34 protein-coding genes and 2 pseudogenes are annotated in these 26,864 nt (G+C 51.0%); 4 read left to right on the top strand and 32 right to left on the bottom strand.

The annotated features are described in order from the left end of the window. Positions 1-404: 404 nt before the first annotated feature. The gene (locus FDX01_RS05820; protein ID WP_137399402.1) at positions 405-1,964 is read right to left on the bottom strand and encodes an EAL domain-containing protein; all 1,560 of its coding nucleotides are present in this window, start codon (positions 1,962-1,964) and stop codon (positions 405-407) included. 237 nt (positions 1,965-2,201) lie between these two features. Here FDX01_RS05820 and FDX01_RS05815 point away from each other — a divergent pair. After that, positions 2,202-2,377: pseudogene (locus tag FDX01_RS05815) on the top strand (DinI-like family protein). Between the two features lie 128 nt (positions 2,378-2,505). On the opposite strand, the gene FDX01_RS05810 reads toward FDX01_RS05815, so the two are convergent. After that, positions 2,506-3,057, bottom strand: coding sequence for a recombinase family protein (locus tag FDX01_RS05810; RefSeq protein ID WP_053390079.1), 552 nt, complete (start codon positions 3,055-3,057; stop codon positions 2,506-2,508). 29 nt (positions 3,058-3,086) lie between these two features. On the opposite strand from FDX01_RS05810, the gene FDX01_RS05805 reads away from it, so the two are divergent. Continuing rightward, positions 3,087-4,094 (top strand): hypothetical protein, encoded by a 1,008-nt coding sequence (locus FDX01_RS05805; protein ID WP_137399401.1) that lies wholly within the window; start codon positions 3,087-3,089, stop codon positions 4,092-4,094. A 12-nt stretch (positions 4,095-4,106) separates the two neighbouring features. Beyond that, complete coding sequence (locus tag FDX01_RS05800; RefSeq protein ID WP_249360885.1) at positions 4,107-4,622, top strand: tail fiber assembly protein; 516 nt, start codon at positions 4,107-4,109, stop codon at positions 4,620-4,622. Here the strand turns inward: FDX01_RS05800 and FDX01_RS05795 are convergent. The 30 genes from FDX01_RS05795 to FDX01_RS05660 all read right to left on the bottom strand — a co-directional run bounded on the left by FDX01_RS05795 (position 4,609) and on the right by FDX01_RS05660 (position 26,263). Continuing rightward, positions 4,609-5,148 carry a tail fiber assembly protein gene (locus FDX01_RS05795; RefSeq protein ID WP_137399400.1) on the bottom strand — a complete coding sequence of 180 codons (540 nt, stop codon included), beginning with the start codon at positions 5,146-5,148 and terminating at the stop codon, positions 4,609-4,611. The two genes, FDX01_RS05800 and FDX01_RS05795, sit on opposite strands and share 14 nt — an antisense overlap. Before the next feature lie 14 nt (positions 5,149-5,162). Beyond that, entirely contained in the window at positions 5,163-6,872 is a 1,710-nt protein-coding gene (locus FDX01_RS23565) for a phage tail protein (RefSeq protein ID WP_249360884.1), read from the bottom strand. Continuing rightward, the gene (locus tag FDX01_RS05785) at positions 6,865-7,428 is read right to left on the bottom strand and encodes a phage tail protein I (protein WP_137399399.1); all 564 of its coding nucleotides are present in this window, start codon (positions 7,426-7,428) and stop codon (positions 6,865-6,867) included. The genes FDX01_RS23565 and FDX01_RS05785 overlap by 8 nt, the downstream gene beginning before the upstream one ends. After that, complete coding sequence (locus FDX01_RS05780) at positions 7,418-8,338, bottom strand: baseplate J/gp47 family protein (protein WP_137399398.1); 921 nt, start codon at positions 8,336-8,338, stop codon at positions 7,418-7,420. Before FDX01_RS05780 ends, FDX01_RS05785 begins: the two co-directional genes overlap by 11 nt. Continuing rightward, on the bottom strand, positions 8,322-8,675 hold the full coding sequence (locus FDX01_RS05775) for a GPW/gp25 family protein (protein ID WP_032943848.1): 354 nt from the start codon (positions 8,673-8,675) through the stop codon (positions 8,322-8,324). Before FDX01_RS05775 ends, FDX01_RS05780 begins: the two co-directional genes overlap by 17 nt. Before the next feature lie 39 nt (positions 8,676-8,714). Next, positions 8,715-9,833, bottom strand: a complete 1,119-nt coding sequence (locus FDX01_RS05770) for a contractile injection system protein, VgrG/Pvc8 family (RefSeq protein WP_137399397.1) — start codon at positions 9,831-9,833, stop codon at positions 8,715-8,717. Between the two features lies 1 nt (position 9,834). Then, a complete protein-coding gene (locus tag FDX01_RS05765) occupies positions 9,835-10,050 on the bottom strand; it encodes a tail protein X (protein WP_016150410.1) in 216 nt (71 codons plus the stop codon). After that, positions 10,025-10,495, bottom strand: a complete 471-nt coding sequence (locus FDX01_RS05760; protein WP_137399396.1) for a phage tail protein — start codon at positions 10,493-10,495, stop codon at positions 10,025-10,027. The genes FDX01_RS05765 and FDX01_RS05760 overlap by 26 nt, the downstream gene beginning before the upstream one ends. Next, the gene (locus FDX01_RS05755) at positions 10,492-12,315 is read right to left on the bottom strand and encodes a hypothetical protein (protein WP_137399395.1); all 1,824 of its coding nucleotides are present in this window, start codon (positions 12,313-12,315) and stop codon (positions 10,492-10,494) included. The genes FDX01_RS05760 and FDX01_RS05755 overlap by 4 nt, the downstream gene beginning before the upstream one ends. 102 nt (positions 12,316-12,417) lie before the next feature. Next, positions 12,418-12,717, bottom strand: a complete 300-nt coding sequence (locus tag FDX01_RS05750; protein WP_137399394.1) for a phage tail assembly protein — start codon at positions 12,715-12,717, stop codon at positions 12,418-12,420. 58 nt (positions 12,718-12,775) lie between these two features. After that, a complete protein-coding gene (locus tag FDX01_RS05745) occupies positions 12,776-13,282 on the bottom strand; it encodes a phage major tail tube protein (RefSeq protein ID WP_016150414.1) in 507 nt (168 codons plus the stop codon). Further along, positions 13,279-14,268 carry a phage tail sheath C-terminal domain-containing protein gene (locus FDX01_RS05740; protein WP_249360883.1) on the bottom strand — a complete coding sequence of 330 codons (990 nt, stop codon included), beginning with the start codon at positions 14,266-14,268 and terminating at the stop codon, positions 13,279-13,281. Before FDX01_RS05740 ends, FDX01_RS05745 begins: the two co-directional genes overlap by 4 nt. A gap of 22 nt (positions 14,269-14,290) precedes the next feature. Then, positions 14,291-14,749, bottom strand: coding sequence for a hypothetical protein (locus FDX01_RS23560; RefSeq protein ID WP_249360882.1), 459 nt, complete (start codon positions 14,747-14,749; stop codon positions 14,291-14,293). A gap of 38 nt (positions 14,750-14,787) precedes the next feature. Continuing rightward, entirely contained in the window at positions 14,788-15,405 is a 618-nt protein-coding gene (locus tag FDX01_RS05735) for a phage baseplate assembly protein V (protein ID WP_137399393.1), read from the bottom strand. Beyond that, positions 15,398-15,952, bottom strand: coding sequence for a hypothetical protein (locus FDX01_RS05730; protein ID WP_137399392.1), 555 nt, complete (start codon positions 15,950-15,952; stop codon positions 15,398-15,400). The genes FDX01_RS05735 and FDX01_RS05730 overlap by 8 nt, the downstream gene beginning before the upstream one ends. Positions 15,953-15,963: 11 nt before the next feature. Then, positions 15,964-16,620, bottom strand: a complete 657-nt coding sequence (locus tag FDX01_RS05725) for a hypothetical protein (protein ID WP_137399391.1) — start codon at positions 16,618-16,620, stop codon at positions 15,964-15,966. A 1-nt stretch (position 16,621) separates the two neighbouring features. Further along, a complete protein-coding gene (locus tag FDX01_RS05720; RefSeq protein WP_137399390.1) occupies positions 16,622-16,978 on the bottom strand; it encodes a head-tail joining protein in 357 nt (118 codons plus the stop codon). Further along, the gene (locus tag FDX01_RS05715; protein WP_040230734.1) at positions 16,978-17,313 is read right to left on the bottom strand and encodes a capsid cement protein; all 336 of its coding nucleotides are present in this window, start codon (positions 17,311-17,313) and stop codon (positions 16,978-16,980) included. The genes FDX01_RS05720 and FDX01_RS05715 overlap by 1 nt, the downstream gene beginning before the upstream one ends. Before the next feature lie 72 nt (positions 17,314-17,385). Next, complete coding sequence (locus FDX01_RS05710; RefSeq protein WP_137399389.1) at positions 17,386-19,488, bottom strand: ClpP-like prohead protease/major capsid protein fusion protein; 2,103 nt, start codon at positions 19,486-19,488, stop codon at positions 17,386-17,388. Further along, positions 19,445-20,956 carry a phage portal protein gene (locus tag FDX01_RS05705; RefSeq protein ID WP_101701294.1) on the bottom strand — a complete coding sequence of 504 codons (1,512 nt, stop codon included), beginning with the start codon at positions 20,954-20,956 and terminating at the stop codon, positions 19,445-19,447. Before FDX01_RS05705 ends, FDX01_RS05710 begins: the two co-directional genes overlap by 44 nt. 8 nt (positions 20,957-20,964) lie before the next feature. Further along, the gene (locus FDX01_RS05700; RefSeq protein WP_101701295.1) at positions 20,965-21,180 is read right to left on the bottom strand and encodes a hypothetical protein; all 216 of its coding nucleotides are present in this window, start codon (positions 21,178-21,180) and stop codon (positions 20,965-20,967) included. Beyond that, the gene (locus FDX01_RS05695) at positions 21,177-23,294 is read right to left on the bottom strand and encodes a phage terminase large subunit family protein (protein WP_137399388.1); all 2,118 of its coding nucleotides are present in this window, start codon (positions 23,292-23,294) and stop codon (positions 21,177-21,179) included. The genes FDX01_RS05700 and FDX01_RS05695 overlap by 4 nt, the downstream gene beginning before the upstream one ends. A 3-nt stretch (positions 23,295-23,297) precedes the next feature. Next, positions 23,298-23,804, bottom strand: a complete 507-nt coding sequence (locus FDX01_RS05690) for a DUF1441 family protein (protein WP_016150425.1) — start codon at positions 23,802-23,804, stop codon at positions 23,298-23,300. A gap of 242 nt (positions 23,805-24,046) precedes the next feature. Continuing rightward, positions 24,047-24,211: a YnfU family zinc-binding protein gene (locus tag FDX01_RS23555; RefSeq protein WP_219725564.1), complete on the bottom strand. Its 165-nt coding sequence runs from the start codon at positions 24,209-24,211 to the stop codon at positions 24,047-24,049. A 123-nt stretch (positions 24,212-24,334) separates the two neighbouring features. Next, positions 24,335-24,565: a hypothetical protein gene (locus FDX01_RS05685; protein WP_137399387.1), complete on the bottom strand. Its 231-nt coding sequence runs from the start codon at positions 24,563-24,565 to the stop codon at positions 24,335-24,337. Then, entirely contained in the window at positions 24,543-24,752 is a 210-nt protein-coding gene (locus tag FDX01_RS23550) for a hypothetical protein (protein ID WP_072161081.1), read from the bottom strand. Before FDX01_RS23550 ends, FDX01_RS05685 begins: the two co-directional genes overlap by 23 nt. After that, positions 24,697-24,972 carry a hypothetical protein gene (locus tag FDX01_RS05675; RefSeq protein WP_048221183.1) on the bottom strand — a complete coding sequence of 92 codons (276 nt, stop codon included), beginning with the start codon at positions 24,970-24,972 and terminating at the stop codon, positions 24,697-24,699. Before FDX01_RS05675 ends, FDX01_RS23550 begins: the two co-directional genes overlap by 56 nt. Positions 24,973-24,979: 7 nt before the next feature. After that, complete coding sequence (locus FDX01_RS05670; protein ID WP_053389963.1) at positions 24,980-25,609, bottom strand: glycoside hydrolase family 19 protein; 630 nt, start codon at positions 25,607-25,609, stop codon at positions 24,980-24,982. Then, a complete protein-coding gene (locus FDX01_RS05665) occupies positions 25,609-25,890 on the bottom strand; it encodes a phage holin family protein (protein ID WP_072161082.1) in 282 nt (93 codons plus the stop codon). The genes FDX01_RS05670 and FDX01_RS05665 overlap by 1 nt, the downstream gene beginning before the upstream one ends. Beyond that, a complete protein-coding gene (locus FDX01_RS05660; protein WP_048221181.1) occupies positions 25,877-26,263 on the bottom strand; it encodes a phage holin family protein in 387 nt (128 codons plus the stop codon). Before FDX01_RS05660 ends, FDX01_RS05665 begins: the two co-directional genes overlap by 14 nt. Before the next feature lie 363 nt (positions 26,264-26,626). Between FDX01_RS05660 and FDX01_RS05655 the strand changes: the two are divergent. Continuing rightward, positions 26,627-26,824, top strand: a pseudogene (locus FDX01_RS05655) (universal stress protein UspA); the annotation flags it as partial. Positions 26,825-26,864 lie beyond the last annotated feature (40 nt).

The following is a 26,864-nucleotide window of genomic DNA, read 5'->3' as shown; positions in this document are numbered from 1 at the left end:
GGTAGAGTTGCCCCTACTCCGGTTTTCGAGACCGATTTCATTGGTAATATTTTCAATAACTTAACTTTTCTTGCTGGTATATCCACAATATTTCCACTTCATAAAATTCAACTAGTTACGCGTTTATCCATACTTAATATACCAACACTTTCTGAGCTAAAACCTATAGTTCAAAGTACAACCTAGAGGTGAGACTGTGTGGAAGATATTCCCAGTCAATGACGCGTGAAGCCTAACTCGGCCAGCTCTCTGATGAAGCCGAACATGACATTACATACAATTTTGAACCAACTCGCAGATTGAATGCGGCAAGATATCAAAATCCTTCTGCAGTTAAATTTATATAGCTCGCGGTTACACGTGTTATATAGAATGCGAAAACAATGAAAATAAAGTGTTAAATGTTAAGGCAAATTGGCATCCTCGACTAATTTTGTCAATTTATCTATAGATAGTGGCTTTGAGTAATACCACCCTTGGACACCGCACTCAGGGAACATTTCAGTTAAATATTTCACCTGAGTTGATGTTTCTACACCTTCGAAAACGACTTTGTGAGTTATATCTTTAAAAATCTCCACCAACCCTGACAATACATTATTATTTATAGAGCATTCATCGATAGAATCTGTAATTGACTTATCAATTTTAATTTCATCTATTTGTAAATTTGATAGCCAGTTTAAATTTGAATGACCAGTCCCGAAATCATCAATAGCTATTGATATACCTTTATTATTAAATAAAGAAATAACCTTTTGGAGGGAATTTATTTCCGCGCTCTGCCTTTCTGTTAACTCCATCATTATCATACCTGGTTTTATATTTGATTCATCAATCATCTGAAACACTTTTTCTTGAAATGATTCCGACAGAAGGTCTTGAGAACTAACATTAATGCTTATAAAAATATCAAATTCCTCAGAAAGAGACATGGTTTGCTTTACTACCATTCGAAATACAAAATCACTTATTCCCTGGATTAAACCATGCTTCTCTGCAATAGGGATAAAAATATCAGGAGGAATGCTACCAATATCATGATCATCCCATCTAATTAGTGCTTCCACACCAACAATTTTTCCGGTTTTTATTTTATAAATAGGTTGATACACAAGATATAATGATTCGCTTCTTATCGCATTTTTTAATCTTGAAACTAATGATTGCTTACGTGCAACTCTTTGATTATAAAAACCACCCAGAAGAACACCAGTTACAATAGATGTAAAGGAAATCAACAACATCGTTAACCAACTATCGAAACTCATCCACGGAAATTTAACTCCCCCCATGACACAGATATTATTATTTTTATTACAGCTTTGCGTGGTAATAAGTCCTAGTTGGTAGGATTTATCATGCTGAGCCTCTTCAAGAAGATCGACCTGCTCACCAAGTTTGAACAAATGAAGCGAATGATCTCTGTCACCTACAATTGCAGAAAACCCCTTCTCTTCATGGTCTGTAACAAATCTATTAAATGCAAATGGTGAAATCGTTATGGCTAATTTTTGATTGCTTAGCAAATCAGCTTTTACATTATTTTCCAGTAACACACCAAAAAACCAAGTTACATTGTCCTTTTCAACTTTTCTATCATAGATATTGAGAAGCAATGGTGCTGGCAACACTCCCCATAAAGCACTACATATGACTGCACCATTTGAAATAAATGATATATCTTTTATAAGAGCATAGGGCCATAAGGCCACTCTTAGAGCATGAAGTTGTAGTTCACTACAAGGACTATAAGCATTAAATATTTCATAACTATCATTTATTTTATCAATCTGTTGAATGAGACTAACACTTCTATTCAAAACTCGTTCTGTATATGATGCAATCCTCTCCTTGTATATATAATACATTGAAATCTCAGACAATGAGAAAAAAATAAAAAATGAAAACGTGATTGATATCACATAAGGCTTAATTCGTTTTAAATTGTGGTTATTCTTCACACCGACCTCTTTATATGCCTGACCCTATGTAACAACATACATTCTACTATCTGTCGTGAATCAAATACATACAGTTAAAACAGATTATCGGCTAAAACAAATATATCTTTATGTTTTTTATTAGAAAAGAACGTTATAAAATAACGCAAAACCACATCCAAGTTAGATTTGTGTTTGCATTTTAGCCAAATAAGTGGCACTTCATCTTGTATTCATAGGTCTAATGTAAAGGATGTAATTCTAAGGGAAATAAGTGTGAAACCGCGCCTTTTCCCGATACTGGTACTTGGGTAAAACCGATGATGACACTGCCGGCGATCAACACTGACACCAGCAAGCACGAGAAGGAACAGATTAGCCGTACTGTTCAGGAAATGTTTGAAGAAGCTGATATGTGGATGGTTTCAGATTAAACGCCTTGAACCTTGATATTGCTTAAGTACAATCCGCCGTGACTGGCAATCATTCAATACTCGCACTATCGAACGTTCGCCAGTCCGCCGCAGCCCGTTCTTGCATACGACGACGCGGTGGCGTCTTCTCAACACCGCGCAGGAAATTTTTTGTATAGCGTTGACACCCCTACATCATAAATTATAGCCACACGTTTTCGTGACTCTCCAGCAGCAATCAACCTTCCAGCCTGAGCCCACTCTTCAGCAGTTAACTTTGGCCGTCTGCCGCCGATCCGACCATCTTCGCGCGCAGCTGCTAAACCAGCCCGTGTTCGCTCAACAATAAGCTCTCTCTCCATCTCCGCAAGCGCTCCCATGACATGAAAGAAAAAGCGTCCCATCGGTGTGGAGGTATCTATACTGTCGGTCAGGCTACGGAAGTTTATGCCGCGTTCCCTCATTTCTTCGACCAACACGACAAGATGCCGCATACTACGACCGAGACGATCCAGCTTCCAGACCACCAGCGTGTCACCTTCTGATAATGTTCTGAGCACCTTTTTTAAGCCTGGTCGGTCTGACGTTTTTCCACTTATCTTGTCTTCGAATATCAGCTCACATCCTGCACACTCAAGCGCGTTTCTCTGCAATGCTGTGTTCTGGTCATTTGTTGAAACCCGTACATAGCCTATCAGCATGATTAATCCCTTCGCTAAAAGCCTGGATCATGCCATTTGCACCTGAAATATTCATTTTTGTAAACGTTGGTTTAGTAGAAACCATAAATCGCGCTGCCGGGGCACTGCAAAAATCTGGCGATCACATGACTGGTGGTCTGACATTCGATAATGACTCTATCCTTGCCTGGGTTAGAAACACGGATTTTGCGAAGATCGGGTTCAAAAATGAATCGGATTCAGACGCTGATTCTTATATGTGGTTTGAAACAGGTGATAATGGGGACGAGTATTTCAAATGGCGTACTGTTGCAGGTAATACAACCAAAGACCTTATGACGCTTAAATTGGGTCTTTTGAATGTTCTCGTTGGCGCTGTTATTAATGGGAGCCTGGGAATTGGAACAACGAACGCCCTCGGCGGTAACTCAATTGCTTTGGGCGACAACGACACCGGTTTTAAACAGAATGGTGACGGCGTTCTTGATGCTTATTCCAATAGTCGTCAGGTGATGAGAATTGTTCCTGGTGCTGTGCAGATATTTGGCTCAACGGGAAGCTGGATTTACATGCGCGAGCAGATTTGTTTTTCCAGCGTTACACCTGTTGATAAGGACGGTGCATCGGCAATTGTCAGGCAGGAACACCCTGACAGACATTTTATTCTTGGCGGGTTGGGTAATCATCAGTTCGGCATTTACATGATAAATAAATCCCGTACAGAAAATGGAACTGATGGGCAAGCTTATCTGGATGAAAATGGGCACTGGCAATGTGGGGGGCAGATATTTCCTGGCAGCTACGCAAACTTTGATGCTCGTTACCAGTCAAGGGATAATTACGCAACACAAGCCTGGGTATTACAAAACTTTGTCCAGAATATCGACCTGACTGCACCGGCTGAAGTTGGATTCCGGGATGGTTGGGGATATCCACGTGGGACGGATGGCGCAGCTATGTACAACTTTAATATGGTTGGTGGGAGCAGCAACGTCGGTAATTTCATCGTTCGTTATACACGAAAACAGGTGAATAACACCTGGTATGTGATTAATTAAAGGTAAATAAAAATGCAACGCTTCGGCAAATTCACCCCATATACACCAGACACTACGGACAGGCCAAAAATTATAGATGGTCAGAACGTAATGTTTTTACGTGATGAAAAGGGCAACGACTGGTATGACGTTATTGAGTTATTTGATGAATCCACAACGCTAAAAATCGGCTATGACGATGATGGTCGCGTGAGAACATTTTCGACGAATATTCATGCTCTTTTCCCGGTTAATCTGAGCGTAGTAGAACTTCCGGCGACAGAAGCTAATCTGCGCGTCAAATTGGGTGCTGACTGGTTTTATCAGGACGGTAAATTGCAGCAAATCTGTGATTATCTGGCTCAAGCAGAAGCGGAACGCGACCGCCGCATGGCTGAGATGACAGCACGTATTGACTGGCTGGAAGCTGCGCAAAAAGATGGAGATATCTCAGCCGAAGAGGAAACAGAACTGGCGGCGTTACGGGCCAGTCGCACTAAATTGCGCCGCCTTGATTTGTCTTCAGCTCCGGATATTAACTGGCCTTAATATCCGGGAGCAGAGGCCACTCAGGTTTTGACGTATCAATACGCATAACCTTCACCCTGTATTTTTTCCATTCTGACAGTGCGGCGGTTTCTTCTTCCGTCGCCATTCCTTCATCGACAGCATCTTGCAGTGGCGCAATAGCGACAGCAGCGGCAGACAATAGCTCGGTCTTCTTCGCTTCAGCCTGTGCGCGTAATTCCTCTTGCGAATATTGGCGTGGCTTAATTTCTCCGTTGTCGAATACCCACCCACCAAAAATATCTACATTCTTGTTCTCTTCTGTAATATCAACTTCAACGATGCTAAAATCACGCGGGTAAATGCTTGAAACATCCTTACTAATACTGCGAATAATACCTGTTTCATCATAAGCAATTTTCAACGTATCAGGTGAGAAATCAGCCTGGGATTTATACCAATCCCTTCCATCTTCTGAAATGTAAAACTCAACATTATGTTCCTTGATAAGAAACAGGCTATCTTCATCATCTGGTATGTATTTTTTAAGGTTTTTAAGATGCTGCATTTTATTTTTGCCTTTTATTCAGTGATATTATACCAATTGTTGTTAATCTGTTTTTGAACATATCGGACAAGCAGGCCACCAACGTTAGAACTCCCCCCAACCATCCATATAGCTGTCGCAAATGCGCTGTCATTGCCGGACCATCCGTTCCCGTCCCAAAACTTGCGTTCTTGCGCTGCACTGACACGAATATTCTGAACAAAGTTCTGTAATACCCACTGCTGCGTGGCATAAGCCGATAAATCTGTGGCTGGCGGCGGGTTTGCCGTACTGTAGTCGATAACCCACGGAGTCTGTTCTGACATGTCTCCATTCCATGTCTGGCGATGGGCACTTGCCCCTGTATGCGTGAAATATTGCTGCAGCCATATATTCCCTGAACGTGCAACGAACATAAACCCATAGCTATATAGCCTGTTACCATTTGGGTATTTGGGAAAATCAGCTACCGTTTCAGGTTTATCAAGACTCACCAACCACCACCCCGGCGTGGATGCAGAAGCCATTGTGCCGTTATTTACAATTTTTCCAATGGGATCTTTGGGAATGGCACCAATATCTGCGGCGGTTGCCGGGATTTTTCGAACCTGCCATGTTCTTGAAGCGCCTTCCTGTATCCTCCACACCAAATAACTTACATTCGCGTTATATCTGGAAAATAAAAGTGTGCAGTCGTTATTTGAATCACGGATACCGACAACATTCACATAAACATATGTATTAGCAAATTCAGGCATTCCCGAAGGGAAATTAATCGCTGAGTTGGTTTCAATAAACAGAGTTTCCCCGGCAGTAAACCAATACTGATTAAAATCAAATCCTCGAAGGGCGGGAATAGTTCCTTTACCTAACCCTCGATCCCCTACTTTCAGTACGCGCCCGGTAGTATCGTCAGTTGTTGACGTTGTTAGTGTTGCGGTTGCTGCTGTACCGAGTTGAAGGGCATTACGCGCCTGTGTTTTGTCCGGGATGTCATTCAGGTTCTGATCTTTTTGCAGCGATCCGGCAGCGCGATTTATCGTCTCTACCAAACCAAGGTTTTGTAGAAATAATGCGACATTAGGAATATCACCGCCGTTCCGGTCTTTAGCCAGTCGCGCATTCGCATTATCCATTGCGATCTTAACTGCTGCCGGGGTGGAAGCCTGCGTTTCACTGGTGTTATTCACCGCACTGTTAAGTTGTACAAGCCCCTTTTGTTGTGTCGTGCCATCAAGGACACCAATGGATTCACGCGATGTTTTTTGTGCCTCAGCACCGCGTGCTTTTATCTCTTTCAGGTTCTGATCAATGCGCAGGAATAACCCGTCGCCTGTTGCAACATTCAGCGTGATATTTGAGGTGTCTGATACCGCCAGGCGAAACTGCATATTAACGCTGACACCGCCAACAGGCTTATCGATCGATGGGCAGTTTGCCACCGCGTAAAGCTCCCCGGCGTCAGTCATTAAACCGACTTCGCGAACGGTAAATCCGCCAATCCCGGTCGGCAGGACGATTTTCGCCATTAGCTGTGTGGACTGTTCCGGGGACACCACCAGCTCGGCAATATCGCCCCGGTACGTTTCATTGATCAACCGGATTTGTGCCGGATCGGGTTTGACCTGCTTGCCATTACTGTCACCCACCACAAAGTGAGTCAGTACAATCAGGCGACCACTGGCAAGCGCCTCTGCCTCCAGTTCTTTACCCCGGTTAGTGATAATTGAGTAGTAATCAGCCATGAGATTCCCCGGCAAAAATGTCCACATCGATATGCGCTGTTGTCGCACCCGAAATATAAAAAGCCCCGTCCATACCCACATTCGCCATCACATCGATTTTGCTCAGATAACTGCGCAGGTTCTTGGCCCGCTCGGTAAGCTGGCGGATCTGATGATAGAGAGCGTCACTGACCCCCTCACTGCTCTGTACTTCGATCCGGAAGGTGTAAGGTTCAGCGCGCGGCGTGTCTTCCCACCACTCAACCACGGTCGTGGGCAGGTTCACAGACCCGAGAGAACGGCGTACCGCCCCGGCCGTTCCCCTGTGCTGATGCACATATGCGGCATCTTTTATCACCTGTCGCTTCTGCGCCTCCGTCCAGCAGTCATCCCAGAAATCAACGGCATGCTCCCAGGCCAGCCAGGGGAGAAGATGCGCCGGACAGGTGTCAGGATTTTTGGACTTGCGCACCATGTTGGTATCGAGAGTGGCGATTTGCTCAGCGCTGGCCTGCTCCTGCGCCCGCTCTTCATGAAATGCGCCAGGAGGAAGCAGAGATCGAAACTTAGCCGTCATTGCTGCTTACCTCCCTGCGGGTGACATTAATGGCGGTACACCAGGGGGCTTTACCCGGTTCCGCTTCCAGATCTGCCACCGGAGAAATCAGCCTTACCCGGACCACACCGGATTGCTGCAGCGAGGCATAAATAGCAGACAGCGGGATGACCGTTTTAATCCGATGAGAAAGCGTGGTGTATGACCGTAAAACATCGATGGCATTATTCAGTACCGTACTGGCATCCGGTCCTTCCGGAATTTCCAGCTCCGCCGTAACGGCATAGTTTGCAATCGTGGCACTTTTAACCGTCACATAGTCCGTTAACGGGCGAATTTCATCCGCATTCAGCGTGCTGTTAACCTTATCAAGCAGGGGTTGCCCCGCTTTTCCATCCCCGGTACGTGACAGGACATAGACATCAACGTAGCCTGGCCGGTTATGGGTTTCAGGCCCATAGGCATCGGCATCCAGAACATCCGTATCGGCCGACTTAGCATGAAAGCGATATGCGTTACGCGCGCCTGCTGTATTCAGTTGCGCCCATGAAAGCTGGATACGTTCACGAAATGCCGCATCGTCTTCCAGTTCAGGCTCCACGGGCGGTATGGCAAGCGGATCGCCGGGCTTAATCACCTGCCGTTTAACGTTGAATGCGGCACCTATCTGATCAAGGTCTGCCTCTTTTGCACTCGCGAGAAATACCGCCCGCACGGCATCATTAACCCGCTGGAACGCCAGCGTCAGCTGGTAGGCATTCACCTCCCCCTGTTTAAACGTCGGATCGGATTCCACCAGCGCATCAAACTGCTTATCAAGTTCCCGCAGGCGCGCCAGCCACCGGGTGAATATTTCATTCGCATCCGGCACCACAATGGCATCCGGTACGTCCAGTTCGGACAGGTTGATCACGTCATAGCTGCTTGCCATAAATCGTTATGTCTCCCGTTCTGACAGGTAAATTGGTTTCCTTGTTGATCCCCTCGATATCCAGCACACAGCCGGACTCCCCTTCAGGAAAGGAAACAAGCACACGTGTTACCTTCAGCCGTGTCTCCCACCGGGCCAGTGCGGTCGCAGATGCGGCGATTATTTGTAGTCGGGTCAAATCATCCCGTGGGTTATCCACCAGCGAAAACAGATCACTGCCATAGTCACGGACAAGAACCCGGCTCCCGATGGGAGTGGTCAGAATGTCGCTGACGGACTGGCGCAAATGGGCGACGCCGGACAGGCGTTTTCCGGTCCGGTTGTTTACACCGTTCATGATTAAATTCCGTTGCTGAGTCGCCGGATGGCGTAAGGGTTAACCGAAGTAAGACGGGCCTTTTTTGTCCTGCTTTTCTGATTTTTTCGAAGCCGCTGCGGGTTTACGAATATCCACGACAAGGTTATAGGTGTAGCTGAATCCCGCTGACGTCAGAGAAAATACCAGAGACTCAACCACCCAGGCCCGATCCTCACGGGAGCCAAAACCGGAAGTCGACACACTTGCTTCTGCTGTCAGCGGAACATGTTTGGGGCGACATGGCCCCGTGAGCGTCATTTTCTGCTCGTTACGCTTCGCCTGTGTTTTCCTGGATTTTGCCTGTTGCTCGGCGGTGTTTTTCTCCGACTGGGTATAGGGATTGGTCATCGCCGGGCCATCATGTTCAACGGAGGAGGTCTTTGTCGTGCCGTCCTCCTCGTCGTAATAACGCACACCGATTTTCTCTTTGGCTTTTCCTCCGCTCCCCGTAGCTTTCCCCGTCGAACTCCCCCGCTCACCTTCACTGTAGGACCAGTTTGATACTTCATCCGGTGTGATGGAGATCCCGCCAGTCTGTTTCCCTGAAGCCGTTGCGGTGGCTCCCTGTTGCAAAAAAAGCCAGTAACCTCCAGATGGTTTACTCACTGCGTTGTAGTCACGCGCAAGCCTTGCGAGCAGGTTGGCATCTGATTCCGCCACCTGATCAATATGGTTGATACGAATATCTTTCAGCGCGTCGGCCACGCGGGGAATAAGCCCATTATCGGTGGCCACTGTTTTGACAATATCGGCAAGGGGAAGGTTATCCCAGCTCCGGGTTTTCTGGCTTGTCACATCTCCAGGTTGTTTCTGAGCGTTCATCGGCGCGGCGGTCGCATAAAGCTCAATACGCCTCGGCGGGCCGCTGCTGGAAACACCACTGACAACAAACCAGCCTTTATCGATTAGTTGATCATTGAATCCCAGAGCGACCCGAAGCCGGGCGCCTTTGGTAGGTAGTGCCAGTGTTTCAGAGATGAGGCTGATTTTCAGTTCATCGGCTTTTGCTGTTGCCCCACCATAATCCGTCAGGGTCAGTTCACTCAGGCATTGTTGCAACACCCGGGTTATATCTTTCCCTTCGGCCTGAATGCTGAAGGCCGGCGCATATTCCGGCATCGCTGTCTGATCTGCCATATCAATCCCATAAACTGAATGGCGATTCCGCTACGGGCGTCACCAGATCCGGCAGTGTGATATACAGGCCGGAAGGATACATAGCCCCCTGATCCGCCAGCCCCTGATTGGCTTCAAGAACCTGAGTCACTGAGTCTGAAAGATTTTCAGTACCGTAATGCACGGCACAAATTGCATCCAGTACATCTCCGTCACGGGTTTGATAGATCGTCGGCATAGTGTTTTAGCGTCATCGTCCAGTTTTTGTTTCGGTGACCACCACCCGGTAAAAACTTACTCGTCGTGTCTGAAAAGTCGGTCACCACCCACCACCCCAGCACATCGCCTTCTCCGCTGACAAGCTGCTGGGGTTTCGCCTGATCGGCAAGATCAAATAAATCATTCACCCCATCCACCCCTTTACGGAAAAAGGCGTGGGACTGCCCTTCAAGCCTGACGGTACGCCCGGGCTTTCCGGTGTACTGAAGAAGGTCCTGTTTGCCGATGCGTTCCTGTTCACTCCAGCGCCAGCTGGCCTCACGGGTAAGCTGATGATAAGCCGCTGTATCAATCGAAAAGGCGAAACTCCCCAGCATCATCATCACACGGGCTTCCTGCCCACCCCGTAATGCGCCTGCACCGCGCTGGCCGGAATCTTCAAATATCGGGATAATTTCACTCACCAGACAAGTCCCCCATCCAGAAGGCTGTTATCACCATTGAAGGCAGAATTGTTTTTCGTCACCGTGGTCACTTCATCGGCAATGGCTTTCTCATCCTGTCCCGGCGCGGCATTAATTTCGAAGTGGTACTCAAATTTGCGGTTATCGGTTATCTGCCGTGATGGCGGCTGCTTATCCAGTACATCCATTTTCTGAAGCAGGCTTTCCCAGTAACCGCCCGTACTCTCGTCTTTCAGAATCACAGGCTCAGCAGGTAATCTGTCTGTTGCAGTAGCATGTCTTTCCTGCTGCCCGGCGGGAAGAAGGGAAGCGTTTGAATATTTATCCCAGACACCAGCACTGCTTTCCGGCTCATCGTTAATGGTTTGCGCTGCATGCTCCTTGTTCTGCTGTAGCGCTACATTCCAGTTTAAAAGCGAGTCGCCGCCTTCCGGTGACAGATATTTATCAAGCGATTTGTTAAATGTTTCATCATCAGAATCAAAGCCAAACAATCCCCGGGTGGATTCCCAGGAGTGCTTAACTTTTTGCGGCAGGTCCGGACGCTCTTTCAGTTGCTGGTCAAACCATTCCCCCTGTCCATTCTGGCTGGCCCTGAAACGCGCTCTTTCTACCCCATTTGCCGCAAGCGTTTTTAGGACGTCACGCTGGTCATTACGGTCATCCGGCAGCAGCCAGGACAGTTTTTTAGCCAGCGCATAAATAATTTTGCCGACAAAAACCACCCCCTGCCCGAACGACAGAACGCCGGGATAAAGGTCATTTCGCAGGAAAGTCACAATGCGCTTGATCCCGCCACCTTTGAACCAGTCGGCAAGATCATTCGTCAGGTTACGGATATCCGGCGCCAGTTCATTTCCCAGTTGCCCGGAAATTTCTGCGACCGCAGAAGAGAAAACAGTGCGGAGATTATTGATAGCCTGATTACCCGCAACCGCCCCATCAGCCCCCTCTTTGGTCACAAGGTTGTAGCGCCGCTGTTCGTCCATCAGGTCGCGGTAGCTCCGGCCGGACTGCTTGATAAGCATCAGCAGTTTGCTCGCTTCCCCGCCAAAAAGAGAATCCAGTGCGAAGGAGGCTTTCGACTCGTCCTGAAGGCTGAGCGCCCGTTCAACAATTTTGTCGAACTGCGCCATATCGCTGAGCCCGGCAAAATCCCCCGCTTTGAACCCGAGCGTTTCAAACGCATCCTGCAGCGAGCCCTGCTTACCGTTCTGTTTATACTCCCCGGATTTGTGCAGATACTCTTCAAAGAGATCGCCAATGTTTTCCGCATTCATGTCGTACTGCTTCGCCAGAGAATCCCAGGCATTAAACGTGGCCACGTCCACGCCGTAACTTTTTGCGACATTAGTGCGGGTTGCCGTTTCAGCATTGGTGGCAGCTGGCGCTATCAGTGTGCCAAGTGCTGAAGCCACCACACCGCCACCGCCAATAGCCAGCCCGGACCCAAACATCCCGCCCACCTGCCCGGCGATCCCAAGACCGCGCCGGAACAGACCTTTACCGGCTCCTTTGAATGCCTGAATGCGCTGTGCTTTTTGCATCTGTACATTCAGTTTCTGCTGCTCCGCCTCCGTTTTGCGGATTTCCCTGGAAACATCGGTATAGCGGCGCTTCAAATCCCCCAGGCTTTCACCGGCCAGTTTGGCGCGTTTGATTTCTGCTGCCAGTTTAGTCTGATCTTTTGTCAGTCGTTCGGACTGCTTTCCGACATCTTTCAGGCTTTTTTGCAGACCATCTGCAGATCGTTTCCATGAATTATCCAGGTTTCCGCCAAAGGTAATGACGGCCTTAAGGTTCTGGCTTATTCCGCCCACGGTTTATCGTCTCCAGTTCGTCGGTCAAAAAATCAGAGAAAGTGCTGAACGGCATATCGAGGTATTCCGCCATCGGAAAATGCAGTCGCCGCCCCAGAAATCTTATTGCCCGGAGGAGCCCGCCTTCGGTCGCTTCGCGGGCGGGAGCATAAAAACGTTAAAGGCATCCAGCAGCTGTGAATAATCTGCCGCCGTCATCAGCCAGAGATCCTGTTCACTGAGATTGCACAGCAACGCAATCATGCGGGCTTCTTTCTCTTCTTCGTTGCCGCGGTCTTTGGCATGAGTGATGCGATCACGAACCAGTGGTTCACGCATGGTGACTTCATTGATCACAATCCCGCTATCAAGTGATACGGGGGAATACAGTTTTATAACGCGGGTTTCACCAGGAAAGCTCATAATGTGCTCCATAAAAAAACGGCCCACAGGCCGTTACAGTGGTGGGATAACAGTAAAATCAGAGACGCACTTTGGCAGCCAGGCCAGAAAGCACATCAACGCCATTTACCCGGCGGGCGAAACGCTCTGTATCGATGGCGAACAGTTCGCGCCCGTCCAGTGACTGACGGTAGTAGCTGACCGCAATATCAACCGTTACGGCATTTTCGGAAAGCGTATCCTTACTGCGCGCATCCGGCGTGACGGTCTGTACAAACCCCTCGATTTCCTCAACCGTACCGCGCGCAGTGCCGTTACCGAGATAGCCCTGATAAGCCGTAAAGCGTGAACGGCTGCCGCTGACAAAACCAAAGCTGGCCAGCATATCCGTATCTATCCCATAAAATTTAACCTGACAGGTCAGTGCTTCCATGCCGTCATCAACCGGGGTGGGCGCATCCTGTGCGCCGGTACGCAAATCCGTTTTAACAATAGCCAGAGACGGCGGCGTAAATTCATGCGCCCCCTGAATACGGATCCCCTGCCGGAAGAAGGTCCAGACGCGTAGTGTGTTTTTATCGCTCATGCTGCAAGCATCTCCTCAAGCGCATAGTTATTGTTCACCCGGACGCGCAGGCTGATAAGTTCAGTCGGCGATTTCGGACCAAAGTCATAGTTGATGTACAGGACACCCGACGCCATGGTTTCCGCGGTGTTCAGTTCTTCATCCAGCCAGGCCCGCCCACCGAATATGGCGCCAAGACCGACCAGTTGTCGCATATAGGCATTGATGGTGCCGATAATGTCATCCGCATTTTCCCGGTCCAGTGGGCGATCAACATACTCCAGCATGGTTTCCTGAATGCTGTCCTCAATAACATCAGCAGTACGGCGGACAGATTCAAAACGCCACTGTGGATTGGTAGCACACAGACGGTTCCCCCAGTGTTTAAAACCCGCCCGGCGGATAATGGTGGAAACGTTCTGCATGTTGAGCAGGTTTGCATCGCAGTTCTCATCCCCGAGGATAAATTCATCGATTTGCTCAACACCGAGGATGTTGTTGATGTCCTGGTTCGACTTGCTCCACCACCAGCCTTTTTCAAAGTCGATGCGGGCGCGTAACCCGGCAGCAAACGCAGAGTAAGGGCGATAAACCAGCTGGCCATCTGCATCGCTCGCCTGGACCCGCGGGCGCAACAGTTCAGTTCGTGCGCCATAGGACTGGCGACGCTGTACCACTTCCTGCAGCGTCGCACCGGAGGCGCAGTCAACATATGCAACGGCGCGCAATTTCCCGGCCACGGTTTCCAGCCCCTTACCAACCGCATCGTCCTCACTGAATCCCGGTGCAATCACAATACGCGGCTGGTACGTGGTAACAGATTTCGCTGAAGACAGGGTGCCGATCCCCTTCAGTACCGCAGCGCGTCGTTTTGCCACATCGTTTTCATCTGCCACACGCACCACCACCGTCAGCGCATTACGCTGATCGTTAATGTCTGTCAGTGCCTGTTTCAGCGTACCTTTTTCACCCAGGCGGGATAACAGCGTGGTGCCGACAACCGCCACCGGCGTATTGAGAGGAAAGGGTTCATCTTCCCCCCCCCGCTAATTGCAGGCTGAAGGGCTGGACAATCCCGTCACCGCGCCCGCTCGCACTGACTTTTGCGCCATCAACACCACCGACGGCTTCAGCAACGTCTCCGGGTTTAGCCGTGATAACACCGTGCTCATCACAACCCAGCGTGATTTTCAGTGTCAGCGATTCAGGATCCCAGCTTGCTGACGTCACAACCGCAGCAGGATTTTCGGCTGCCGGCTGTCCGGCCAGCACAGCGACATTGATGACATTGCCTTCCCGCCCCTTAATGGTTGCAGTGAAGTCGATAACGTTATCGAGAATGGGTGTACCGGATGATCCCGATGCGGCTGTTCCCCCCGACGCATCAGGTGCCGTTCCCACCAGGCCAATAATGGCGGTCTGAATCGTGGTAACCGCCACCGTACCCGAGGTGAGTTCAATAGTTTCAACGCCATGTAACTGAGACATGTTTTTTCTCCAGGCATAAAAAAACCTGCCGCAGCAGGTCACATTTTCTGATTAGGTTTATCGGTGAGCCCGCCGCTGTCGCCGCGGTGATCGTGGTTGTTAAAGACTTCACGTATCTTGCTCATGCTGCCGGATTTATCCGTTATCTCCTTTGACGCCCCGATATTCCCTGCAACCGACGTGTCAGCATTAATCCAGGTTTTGCCCTGAACTGTCAGGGTATCTGTAATTTCAACCGGACCATCCAGCGTGCCTTTACCGACAATTTTGTAAGTTCCACCATCAGCCAGCGTAATCGTCAGGGCATGCGCGTTCCTGTCATAACGGATCTCGGTCCCGTCGCTGTAACGGGTAATGTGTTCGCTGTCACTTCCTTCCGGCACCGGCAGCTTTCCTGTATTCCAGCCGGGAAACACCCGTCCGTTGTTGAGTTCTCCGGCTTCGGACAGGACCGTAACCGCATCCCCCACGGCATAAGGATTTGAATCCGCCCGGTTGGTTCCTGAAAACCCCTGGCACAACGGTAGCCAGGTCGTGATGATATCCCCCAAATCCACCCGGCATTTTGGGATGCGATCGTGCCTGACGGAATGGATAACACCGCGCCGGACAAGGTTAGCCAGTCTGCGCTGCAGGTCGCCTTCTATATCACTCATCGGGCTGAGCCTCCCAGATAAGCTGATAGTCATCCACGTGATTACGGCCCGTATCAGGTGCAGCACCCAGCCAGGCCTGCTGCAGAGGCATGCCATTGTGTGCAAAGGGATCACTACCAAATGCAGCCGCCTGGGTGAAAGAAATACGCCAGACCAGATAATCATCCATTCGCGGATCAAACTCATCACGTTCAGCCGTGGTGAATACCGCAGGCTCAATATGGCCCAGACCAAACTGCTGCCCGTCAATCCACTGGGTAATATCGGCCGCAGCGGTTCTGACAAAAATCTCAGGCTGATTCACACCCGATCCGGCGGCATCCACCACCACGAAGAGATCACAGGTTAAATTAACGCTCAGTTGCCCCTCATTACCTCCACCCTGTTCCCAGCTGTTAATCGAGAAATACACCGCGGGCGTGGTCAGGCCCGAAAAGCGGGGAACATTTCGTTCCGGATACGCACCGGCATCACGCACCCATCCGATTTTTTTTAATGCGTCAGTCACAGCATCGTGATACCGCCCCAGCAACAGTGGCTCGGCCATCGTTCGTTACCTCAGACAGAAATACGGGCTTTTACGCGCCCGCGAATGTCGGTTTCAAAGTGATGCATAAAAATCTCCATCGCTTCAGCAAATGCGTTGTCCTCGATGTAGTTCAGCATCGGTTCGTAGATATCCATTTCTGCTTCGCGTGTCCGGCGGGTCAGGGGATCGCGAATAACCACCGTCCGGCGATTATCCCGTTTTGAACGGGACACCTCCCCGTTTTCAAACGCCCGTTCGCTCAGCAGATTACCTTTCGGGGAAAATCCGGCGTTTTCTGCCTGGCGGCGCGCTTTAATAAAACGCCCCGAGTTTCGGTCACGCCGGGTATGGTGCGGTCGCAGCCGCCCGTTGATTCGTCCTTTAAGGTCTTTCACCTTAATGGCATTCAGCCCGAACCAGAGCCGGAAGTTATCCAGTTGCGATCCCCTGTCCAGACGAAAAGACAGCAGACGGCGCCGGACCAGATCCATACTGCGTGGGGCCAGCCCGTCTTTCAGATCCGCCATCGCTTTCTTTCGCAGCGTGGCGGCAGTACGTCTGAGCGCGCGCGAGTATGCTGCACGGAACTGTTTTTGCGTCGCACCGATACTGTCCGCAATTCGCCAGATAACATCCACATCAATATCGACGGGTAAATCCCGCCGCAGTCGAGACTCCCGCGCCATATCAGCTCCATTTATCGATCTGAGGCTGTGTTTTGCCGGGTTCCCCATATGCCAGCGTGACGCGGGTCCGCCCTTCTTCATCCGAGCCGATATGTGTCACCCGGTAAGGGATGGTATTGATAACCACACCGTCATGTTTTTCGAGACCGGAAATATCCGCAGTCATTGCACTGAACGCCGGGGAATGGTTCTGAATTTCCCCGCCGCCCGGTACACCCGACAGCGCATCCGGTGATTCAAAAATCACGGTCACCAGACGCGGGCCTTCACCCGTTTGCAGGCATGCAGGGACTTCTTCGGCAAACGCCCGGTTAATCCGGGCATCTGCTTTAGCCAAACGCTCCCGGAACCGGCTCATCAGAACCCCAGGCGAACGGCAACATCAGCATCATCTGCCTCAGCTGCTCCCCAGGCGGAACCAACAACCGGGTTTGGCGTTGCATCATCGCCTTTTGCCACCGTCAGCTTGCCGCCAGCCAGATACAGTTTCTGGCCTGCCGCAATTTCTTCTGCCGCTTTAGGCAGGACAAAAACACCGGCCATATGCAGTGTTCCCCACTCGCCAGCAGGAATATCGCTGTGTGCCACCCCGGCAATTCCGCCGACCGCCACCAGCGCACCGGATGAAACGGCATCAACACCCGCATTGTGATAATCCAGTGTGGTACCGTCCTGCTGATAGTTATTCGCCATGTTTTTTCTCCATAAAAGGAAAAGGCGACCAGCGCCGCCTTCAGGGATAAAAAAACCGCCAGGCGGCGGTCGTTATTTTTTGGTGACTTTAACCAGCCCGCGCCAGTCAAGCGGGGCCACACCCGCATCAATGCGCACCTTGAATGCGGCACCGTCCACAGTAAAGCCCTGCTGCTGTTCCAGATATGGCGTGTCGATACCGTCCAGATAGGCCACTTCAATGGTGTCGCGCCCCTGCGCAGCAGTCAGATAAAAATCCGTCGGGCTGCTGTCATCCAGGCGGGCCTCAGAAGCCACTGTCACAAAGTTCTGGATCGGGTTAACGATCCCGCTGTTCGCGTCTGCGCCCGGTACGCTGGCGGACTTAATCAGCTGGTTTGCCCGTGACTCAATTGCCACTGGCGTCAGCATGTAGGCCGGACGAATATTCAGACGACGATCGCCGGATTTTTGCAGCAGCATTGCCTTACGTGCAGTATCCAGCCCTTCAATACTCAGATCGGCTGCAACAAGGTTGCCATGATCGGCGTGGAACAACGGCTTACCGTCCGACATTTTCGGGTTGCTGGTCAGTACAGCCCAGACCAGATCGCCGACAGTGGCTCGCGCAGCAAGCCCCATTGCCTGCGGGATACGCGTCAGCATATCCAGGTCGTCGTTGATGATAGTCTGGCGGTCAATGCTGAAAAGCTCACCATAGGTGGCCAGTGCAATCGGCTCACCGCGATCTTTAATGGTGACATATTTATATTCCGCCCCGGCGCGAACCTTACGCAGCGACGCCAGTGATTCCAGGCCAACGCGGTGCGCGGTTTTGAAATCGGTCAGTGTGCCTTTACGGGTCCACTGTTCGAATGTTTCGCTGGCCTCATCCCAGCCAAGCAATGCCGCCTTATGCGCCACATCCATCAGGATATTGCCGAAATCGCTGCTGCTGTGAGTGAACGCCAGCCCAACCATCGCCTGTGCGGTACCGACACCAGAAATACCGATACCACGATCCACCAGCGAGGCGCGGGCCAGTTCGCGCAGGGTATACCCGTTGTAGGCGTTATCTTTTTCCGCCTGCGCATAACCCGCACGGTTCATCACCGCCGCACGAATGGAATCACCAACAATATTCCCGTTACCCGCATGGATATGAATTGCAGCCGGTCCGGCACTCGGGGTAGTCCCTGCCGCCAGCGCATTGAGCAATTTGGTGCGGGCCTGTTCCGCTGAGCAGGAAATATCCGTGATGCATTCTGCTTTCAGCGAGCCGAAAGCAGGAAACGCATCAAACACAGCGGAAACTGCGCTGACTCGTTCAGTATTCGCTGCCTGCATCTGCTGCTGGAGCTGGGCTGCCAGCGCGGTAATGTCGATATTTCCTGCCAGCGGTTGCTGGGCGGGTTGCTGTGCAGGTGGGTTATTTGCGGCCTGCGGCGCCGGGTTTTGTGCGGGTTTCGGCTGACTTGCAGGGGCTTCGGCGCGCGGCCCAAAAAGGTTGTTAATCTGTTCTGGCATATTCAGGTAATCCTTCAGTTTATTTTGATTCACACAGGCCGCGGCCTGCAGTTCTGGTTCAAGCGTGTCAGCGAAACCTTTTTCCACTGCCTCAGCACCATTAAGCCAGGTTTCAGCTTTCAGCATGGCCTCCAGTTCTTCCTGCCCCAGCCCGGTCTTGTTCATGTAGGCACTGAGCATCAGCGCTTCATTACGATCAAGCCAGGCAGCGTAATCACGCATATCATCGGAATCCCCGGCGATCCCGCCCCACGGTTTGTGCACCATCAGCCAGGCGTTTTCCGGCATATGCACCGTGGCGCCAGGCAGGCAGACAATCATTGAAGCCATACTGGCAGCCACGCCGTCCACCCAGATATCCAGCTTCGCCTTCAGACGGGACAAGGTGTTAAAGATGGCAAATCCCTGCATCACATCGCCGCCCGGGCTGTGGATATGCAGATCGACGGCGCTGGCCTCAAACACTCCGGCCTCCTTACAGTCGGAGACAAACTGCTGAGCGGTAATCCCCCAGCCGCCGATCACGTCATAGAGAAATATTTCCACACGCCCTGCAGCCAGTGCGCGAATCTCATACCAGCACTGACCGTTTGCGGCATCGATACCAGCCACACTGGCGCGGGGGTTAATCATCGTCCCGTGACGGGGCGGGCTTATCATTTGCTGCATCAGGGAGCACTCCTTTATCGTTGGCGGCGTCTGAGTCGAACACCAGCCCGTTTTCTCGGTTGAATTGGGTTTCCCGGAGACGCTGACGTTTCACCTCCTGCGGATTCTGACCACGTGCGCGCGTCCATTCGGCTTCTGTGCCTGCCCCCCCACGGACAATTGCCTTCCAGGCAGCAGCCTCTTTTCCCGGATCAATCCATGGCATGACTGGCCCAAGATAGAGCGCGTTGTAAAGGGATTTTTTGTCGACATCTTTGGGGATGGTAACGCCGCTGAGCAACGCCATTGCCAGCCAGTTTCGGTATACAGGACGGCTTTGCTGCCCAACAAACCACTGCTGCAGCACGTTGTAACCTTCAAAACTCTCTACCAGCTCCTGCCGCTGTGAACTGTAGGTACCGTTGTAATCCCGCGCGATGCTGGAATAACTGCCACGTGTCCCCGCCGCCACAGCGCGCATCTGACCGTTCCTGAACTCATACAGATGAACATTCGGGCGATTCGACTCCACCATGCCCAGATCCTCGCCTGGCTTTAGCTCGTCATAAATCATCCCCGGCGCAATATCGTAATGCCGCTGTCCACCCGGTGTTGAAAACTCGGTTTCTGTATCAAGAGACTGAGCATCCCCACGTTTGATATAGAAACCCAGCGCCGCCGCAATACGTGCCGCCACGCGCTCACTCTCTTCATAATCCTTAATATCGGAGAGCCGGGTGATCACGCCATGGATGAGGCTGATCCCCCTTAACTGGTGAAGCCGTTTACGCATAGCCAGGTGCAGCATGCTGTCAGCCGAAACAGTTTTTAAATCAGCATTGAGTCCGGCAAAACTGGCAGGATGGTTCTTATAAACTCTGTAGCCCGTCGGTCGCCCCCAGGCATTGACAATAATCCCCTGGCGGATCTGCTGCCCGGAGGTACTGTTCAGGTTAAACGGAACAAAATCCGCCTCCAGCAGTTCAAGAGAAAATGGTACCTGGGTTGAATGCTGCAACCCGGCTACATTTCCCCGCACCATCTGTGTAAACACTTCACCATCACGCAGTGCTGAACGTAACAAAAGCCGCTCTGCTTCCGGACGGGTAAACATCCCGGTCACTTCCGGACGAACCGACCATTCCGCCCAGAGCGCGGATAACTGACCAGCAAACTCAGAGTGAAGATTACCCTCAAGATCAAGCGGCTGCGGTTCAACGTGGATCCCGTGAGCACCGATAACCCGATCCTCCATCTTGTCAAAAAGACCAATCACCAGATCATGGTTTTCATCAAGCCAGCGGGCCTGCTCTCGTAATGAAGTACCGGCTGCAAATACAGCGGTGTCCGCTGACCGGGATTCACGTTTCCCCTTATGCAGACGAGTCGGATTTGCTGCCTCATAGGCTCTGAGTCTGAGTCGGTTTTGTGCGCGCGATGCCGCCCACCCGGGCGATATTGCGCCCAGTGCCTTTTCAAAAAATCCCATGATTTGCCTTACAGAAAGTTAGCGAGTTTGAACGAGCCATTGCGGTTTGAGACAGCGCGCCAGCGCCTTTCCCAGTATTCAAGCTCGTCACGCAGGGCTTTAGGGTCATGGTTGGTAATTGCCCGGCCATTAACCCCCGTGAATGACACGCTTTTACCGTCCAGGGAATCACGGTATGCCTGGCGTACTGTTATCAGCATCTGCTGAATTTCTGATTTCGTCACAGCCAGCCTCCGTTATCACTGACACCCAGCCAGCCACCAGAAAGCGGGCTGGACGGTTCAGTTACAGAAACAGAAGATGAACGTACAGGTACCGCTTTTTTCACAGCAATCTCCCTGGGGCGCTCCCCGTCAATGATGTTTGAATTACACTCCTGAGCGGCAGCCCATGCCGGGGGCTGTTCCCAGTCCCGGATTTTTTCATAACCACGCAGGACAGCGACGGCGTGGGCATAACAGAAAAGGTCAAAGGCTTCGTTATTGCCTTTTCCGGGCTTGCGCCATTTTCCGTCCGTGCCACGTTCTTCATAAGTCAGTTCTTCGTAGAACCACTCCCCCAGCCAGTCAGGAAAATGGATAAACCCGGCACCGGGGGTTTCACGTTCAAGGTTGTTACTGAGCTGATCTTTTAGCAGGTCCGTCTGCAACAGATATACCGGAACCTCACCACGCGCATCCGCCCGGCGATCGCTTCGGCCTGTGTTGTCAGGGTGCGTTTTGGTAATGATTTTCTGGCGTCGGGTGCTGTCACCTTTTATCAGGTAAACCCGTTTACCCAGACCGTCACGACGACACTGGCGCCAGAATTTATAGGCGTTATCCGTTACCCCATCTTCCCCGCCGCTGTCGACAGCCATGGCAAGTATGGACATCCGTCGCGAAGGGTCTGACTGCAACGCATAAGTTTTTTCGAGAACATCTGTGATGAGCAGTTGCCAGTCTTCCGGATAGGATCCGGGATGCACCTGCTGCGCCTCACCATATTCATCACAACGCAGGGACTGACGGATGTTATAGCGGTCCACCAGCCAGCGTTCGCCGTTTTCACCGTACCCGATGATCTGGACGACAAAACGGCGCTTCTTCCCGCCCTGCACATCCACCGACGCCAGAAGAAAACGGACTTTCGGCGGCACAAGACCTTTGCCATAGTCTTCTGCCCGCAGCATCAGCACGTCAGCACGTCGCTGCTCACTGGCTGCACGGGGAAGATAAGGCAGCCCCCAGTCAGTATTAATTACCGTTTTGAGCGTTTCTTCGCTGCCGGTGGCTTCATAGTCCTGTTCCGCCGTCAGTAATTTGTAAACCAGTTGCGCCCATGTCTGATATGCCGCCGCAGGTCCCTCCATCCAGAACGAGGCAATGCGCGAGCGTCGGGCTTCTCCGGTTATGTTGCCCTCACGGTCGATAGTCTGTCCCTCACGCAACCAGACACCCTTTCCGTTCAGTTCCCGCTTTCTGTCGGCGGTAATCATGCCGCTACAATGCGGACAATCAATATGCGCCGCTTCACTGGCTTTTACCGGGTCAGACGTTTCCCGGTAGCCTGTCATCGCCTCCATGGCCGGTTGAAAGTATTCCCCGCAATGTGGACATGGCCAGTACCAGCGACGACGATCGCCGCGGTTATATAAAGAAAGGATCCCGGTCGTGGGAGGGGCTTCGTGAGGTGACTTTCTCCGCCACTTCGTATTGGTAATTTCCCTGCCCGGTGAACTCTCGACCAGCGTCATCCCCGCCGACATAAAGGTGGTGGTACGTTTTGAAGCAAGCGAAAATCCGTCCCCTTCCCCGTCGATATCTTCCGGGAAGCGATCGTAATCTGTCAGCGCCACACACTTAAAATCTGAGGACGACATGATGTTGATAGACGGCCAGCCTATCTTCAGGTAGTTCCCGGCAAGGAAAGTCCTGTCATGCACGTTGTTGTCATTGCGTGAAGGACTTAGCCGGCATGCCACCTCCGGGCTGACACGAAATGTTCGGGCCAGACGTTTTTTTGAGTGTTCGCGCGCTTTTTCTTCCGTCATCTGAATGATGAGCATGTCAGACGGATCACAGACAACGTTGTACACCACCCAGCCATCAATCAGACCAATGGTTTTACCCGTTCGGGCAGGGCCAACAAAAATGACAGCATCATATTCGCGTGATGCCAGGCAGTTCATCGGCTCCACAACATAAGGGGCAAGATTAGGATCCCACTCAACGGAGTTACCCACGCCGACCGGAACACGCATATATTTATGTACGGCTTCGGCTACAGGCATTCGACGCGGTGCTCTGATGATCCCGGCAGTGTTTTTTCTTAGCTCCGCCGCCGTGGCCTGTCGCATGGCTTACTCCTCTTCTGGCGAACTGTCCTCCTGTTCCGGCGTATCTGCCTGCTCAACCTTCAGGGCTATCTGATCCCGCAGGTCATCGATGACTTTTTGAACCCGAACGACAGCAGCAGGCGTCATCGCACAATCACGTTCAAGAATATCCGGCAGCGTTTCCAGTACCTGAACGACGGCTTTTGCCATCGATGAAAATTCTCGGGTCACTGTCGATGCCGGGATTAACTCACCTGTTTCCTGCTGGAATTTAAGCCTCTCGCGTTCAGACTGAAACCACGCCTTACGATCCGGCGGTAACATCTTATCGATATCCACCAGCTCGGGTGCCGTGGTTCGGCCCAGCAGTTCCCGGAGAATATCCACGACAGAATAAAGCTTGAGACGAGAATTACTGCCTGGAGCAGGCTCAACGTTATTCAGCCTGCTTGCGATCGTCTGACGATGAAGATCGGTCACCGCTGCCAGCTGATTGATGTTGAGGCGAAGGTTTTTCAGTTCGTTATCCATGATGATGAACAATATTTAACCATTTCGACATCGTGAATAATTTCACGACTGAAATATCAACAAGTTAAGGGAATGATGATGATGCCGATAAAATGCAAAAAACCAGCCATTTTCCGCGTGTCCTCGCCCCCTCGGTGTTCAGAATCGCCAGGAGTACCTTTTGAAAATGAGAAATATTGTCATTTGAGTGCATAAAAAAGCCCCGCTATTGCGAGGCCTAGGGTTATTTGTATCGCGACCCACTACCTGTGAATGACAAACAGCGATTTACATTTAGGGCAAAGTAACGCCTGTTGCTGGCGTACTTTCGTGGTCGAGTGTATGGATTTATGTCCGCATATCGGGCACATGACAGTCATATTGGCTGCAAGCCCAACACGCTGCATTGCATAATCGAAAAATGACATGGTGGTTAACCTTTCAATGAATGGGGCTTATTATACCATGCATAGCTCAATTATTAACCAATCATCATCGCATGCTTGATGCCATTTAGCTTTGTCACAGGCATTCACTAAATGCCTGTGACATCAGGAGAAGGAGATACCCAAATTAACCAACACGGCTTTCTTTCCCTCAATACGGCGGTCAAGTTCGGCCACTGCATGTGGGCGTATAGCCTCAAGAAAGGCATTATCTTGATAGGCGGACTGGATTGTCACACCAAGCCCGGCACCATTTTCCAGTATACCTTTCAGCCGCTGTAGTTCTTTTATCTCGTTATTGATGTAATACGCTTCACTTAGGTTCTCTGCGTTCACGGGCAGACTCCTTCTTGCAGTTAACCTGCACTGATTTGTTATGCGCCAGGATGTCGCGCTTCGTCTGCTTATCCAGCACATCGATATCGTGGTCAGTCAGGTAGATGATGCGCACCCAACTGCACGCAGTATCAACCACCACCGGGGCGGGAGAATTGTTCGCGCAGCTCACGATCAACGTCGTCATCAGGCATGTGATTAACAGTCTGCTGGGCATTACTGGCCTCTTTAGTGACTTCAGCTTTACGTTCTGCCACCGCAACGGTCGCCGCTGCGTTCTCTTCGGTGCGCTGCTTGTCTGCTTTGGCTTCCGCTTTACTGGTGCCGCGCGCATGGCCGAAACCAAAAGCACCAGCGATAACGGCAATCACCGCTGCGGCCAGCCCGATAATCATTTCAATTCCCATAGCAGCCTCACACCAGCACGGCTTTTGCCAGATTGAACCGACGACGGCGGTCATCAAGACCGTTTTTACCGCCGTTGATGATGATCGTGATACGTTCCACATCGCCGGAATACACAAGGCATCCGCTGGTGGCAAAGAACCACGCTGCGGAACGCGCTGCATTTTCGTCCTGTTCCAGCAATTCCGGCTGCGTAACCAGATCAAGTTTTAGCGCCAGACCGCATTTGCGATAGTTGCTTAACCCTGTGATTTGCTTCAGCCCGCGCCCGCGATATTTCCACCCGTCACCGGCAACCTGGTTGCCCAGGTTCTTTTTGCCCCACTCGCCGCCATAAACCAGGTTAGCAATCGCTTTCTGATTTGCCGATTGCGTTGCCGTTCTGCCGAGCGCGGCAGCCTGCTGTGCCGTGATACGGTGCTTGCCGAATACGGGAACAAGACGATCGGCTGCGTAGTTCAGGCTTTCCACCAGCTTTTCATACCCGCCGGACTCATGCCCCATCTGCGCGATGAACATCGCATGATCGAGCGGCGCAGTGATGCCAAACTCCTTCATTGCTGCATCAATGTGCGGAAACCAGCGCGCAGCTAATCCGGCGCTTATACCAGCCGCCTGCTGAAATTGTTGTTGATTCATTAGTGCCTCAGATGATCAACCAGACGTGCAACGTTGCCTCTGACGGCCACCAGCACGGACAGGAAAATGATGTTGGCCCCAATCGTGGCCCATGAAGAATGAGGGTAAATGCCGCACAGATAGGCCAGTGGCACTGCACTGTAAGTCACAGTGATCAACCATGCCAGACGCGATACCCACGGACGATGCCGGGAATCACCCCGGCGGTAGAACATCAGGGTTATTACCACCCCTGCGCAGAGCAGCGCGTTAACAGTTGCTGACGGGTCATTTAGTACCACCTGAACCTCCCCGGCGCGTTATCAGCGCCACCAGCGAGTCGACATCCTGGTTATTCAGAAACGTCAGGATTTTGACAGCTAAAGCAGAAACGATTACGGCTCCGATAGCGTCCAGAGGCTTATCACTGTAACCAGTCCAGTCAGCCAGCTTTGAACCAACCAGCCCTGAGCAGATGATCCCGGCAATGTAGGACACGACAAAATACGCCAGCCGACGTGCTGCGCTAAGGTCCGCAGCCGTTGCTATATAAAATACAGCCCCGGCAAATGCGCCAAATACCACGCCGTAATCGGTTCCGGAAAGAAATCCATAGACGCTGGCCCCCGTCAGGACACCACCAGCCAGCCCAGTACCGGAAATCGGATCGGACATTTAGCCCCCTCTTAATTGCTGTGAGTCCTCTCAGGAATGAGGGGAAATAGGTTCAGGCTTCACGGGCTGGATTTGTCAACAAAGCACGTAGCGGATGATTCCCGTGAGCCTGATATGAAAAAGGCCGCCATGCGGCAGCCTCGAAATGAATACGGTTGTTACATTGATGGAGTAAGTGGAGTCTTAAGCAACTCTGATACTTGAACAATACCTACATAATGAATCCTGCCCCCCAGAATCATTAGATTGAAAGCGCAAATAGTATGAAGGTACCAATTCGTAAGTTTTGCCAGCCAAGACACATTTTTTTTTGTCCCAGATACTAAACTTCCTGCCGAACAAAAAACAAACAGGATGGCTAAAATGTACAACTCTATTTTAGTACCAATTGATGTTTCTGAGACTGACTTAACACGGCAAGTTATCCCCTATGTTCAGGCTCATTCTGTATTAAATACTGCTAAAGTACATTTTCTAACAGTAGTTCCCACATTGCCTTATTACTCATCTTTAGGTCTGGCATATTCAGCAGAAATGCCAAAATTAAAAGACATTCAGCACGCTGCATGAATCGCCACGGATAATTTAGACACTTTCGAGC

The sequence above is a fragment of the Citrobacter sp. wls613 genome, assembly GCF_005281195.1.
In the GTDB taxonomy this organism is placed as follows: Bacteria; Pseudomonadota; Gammaproteobacteria; order Enterobacterales; family Enterobacteriaceae; genus Citrobacter; species Citrobacter gillenii.
The sequence above is the reverse complement of the archived record's forward strand: the minus strand, read 5'-3'. Positions and strand labels throughout refer to the sequence as shown.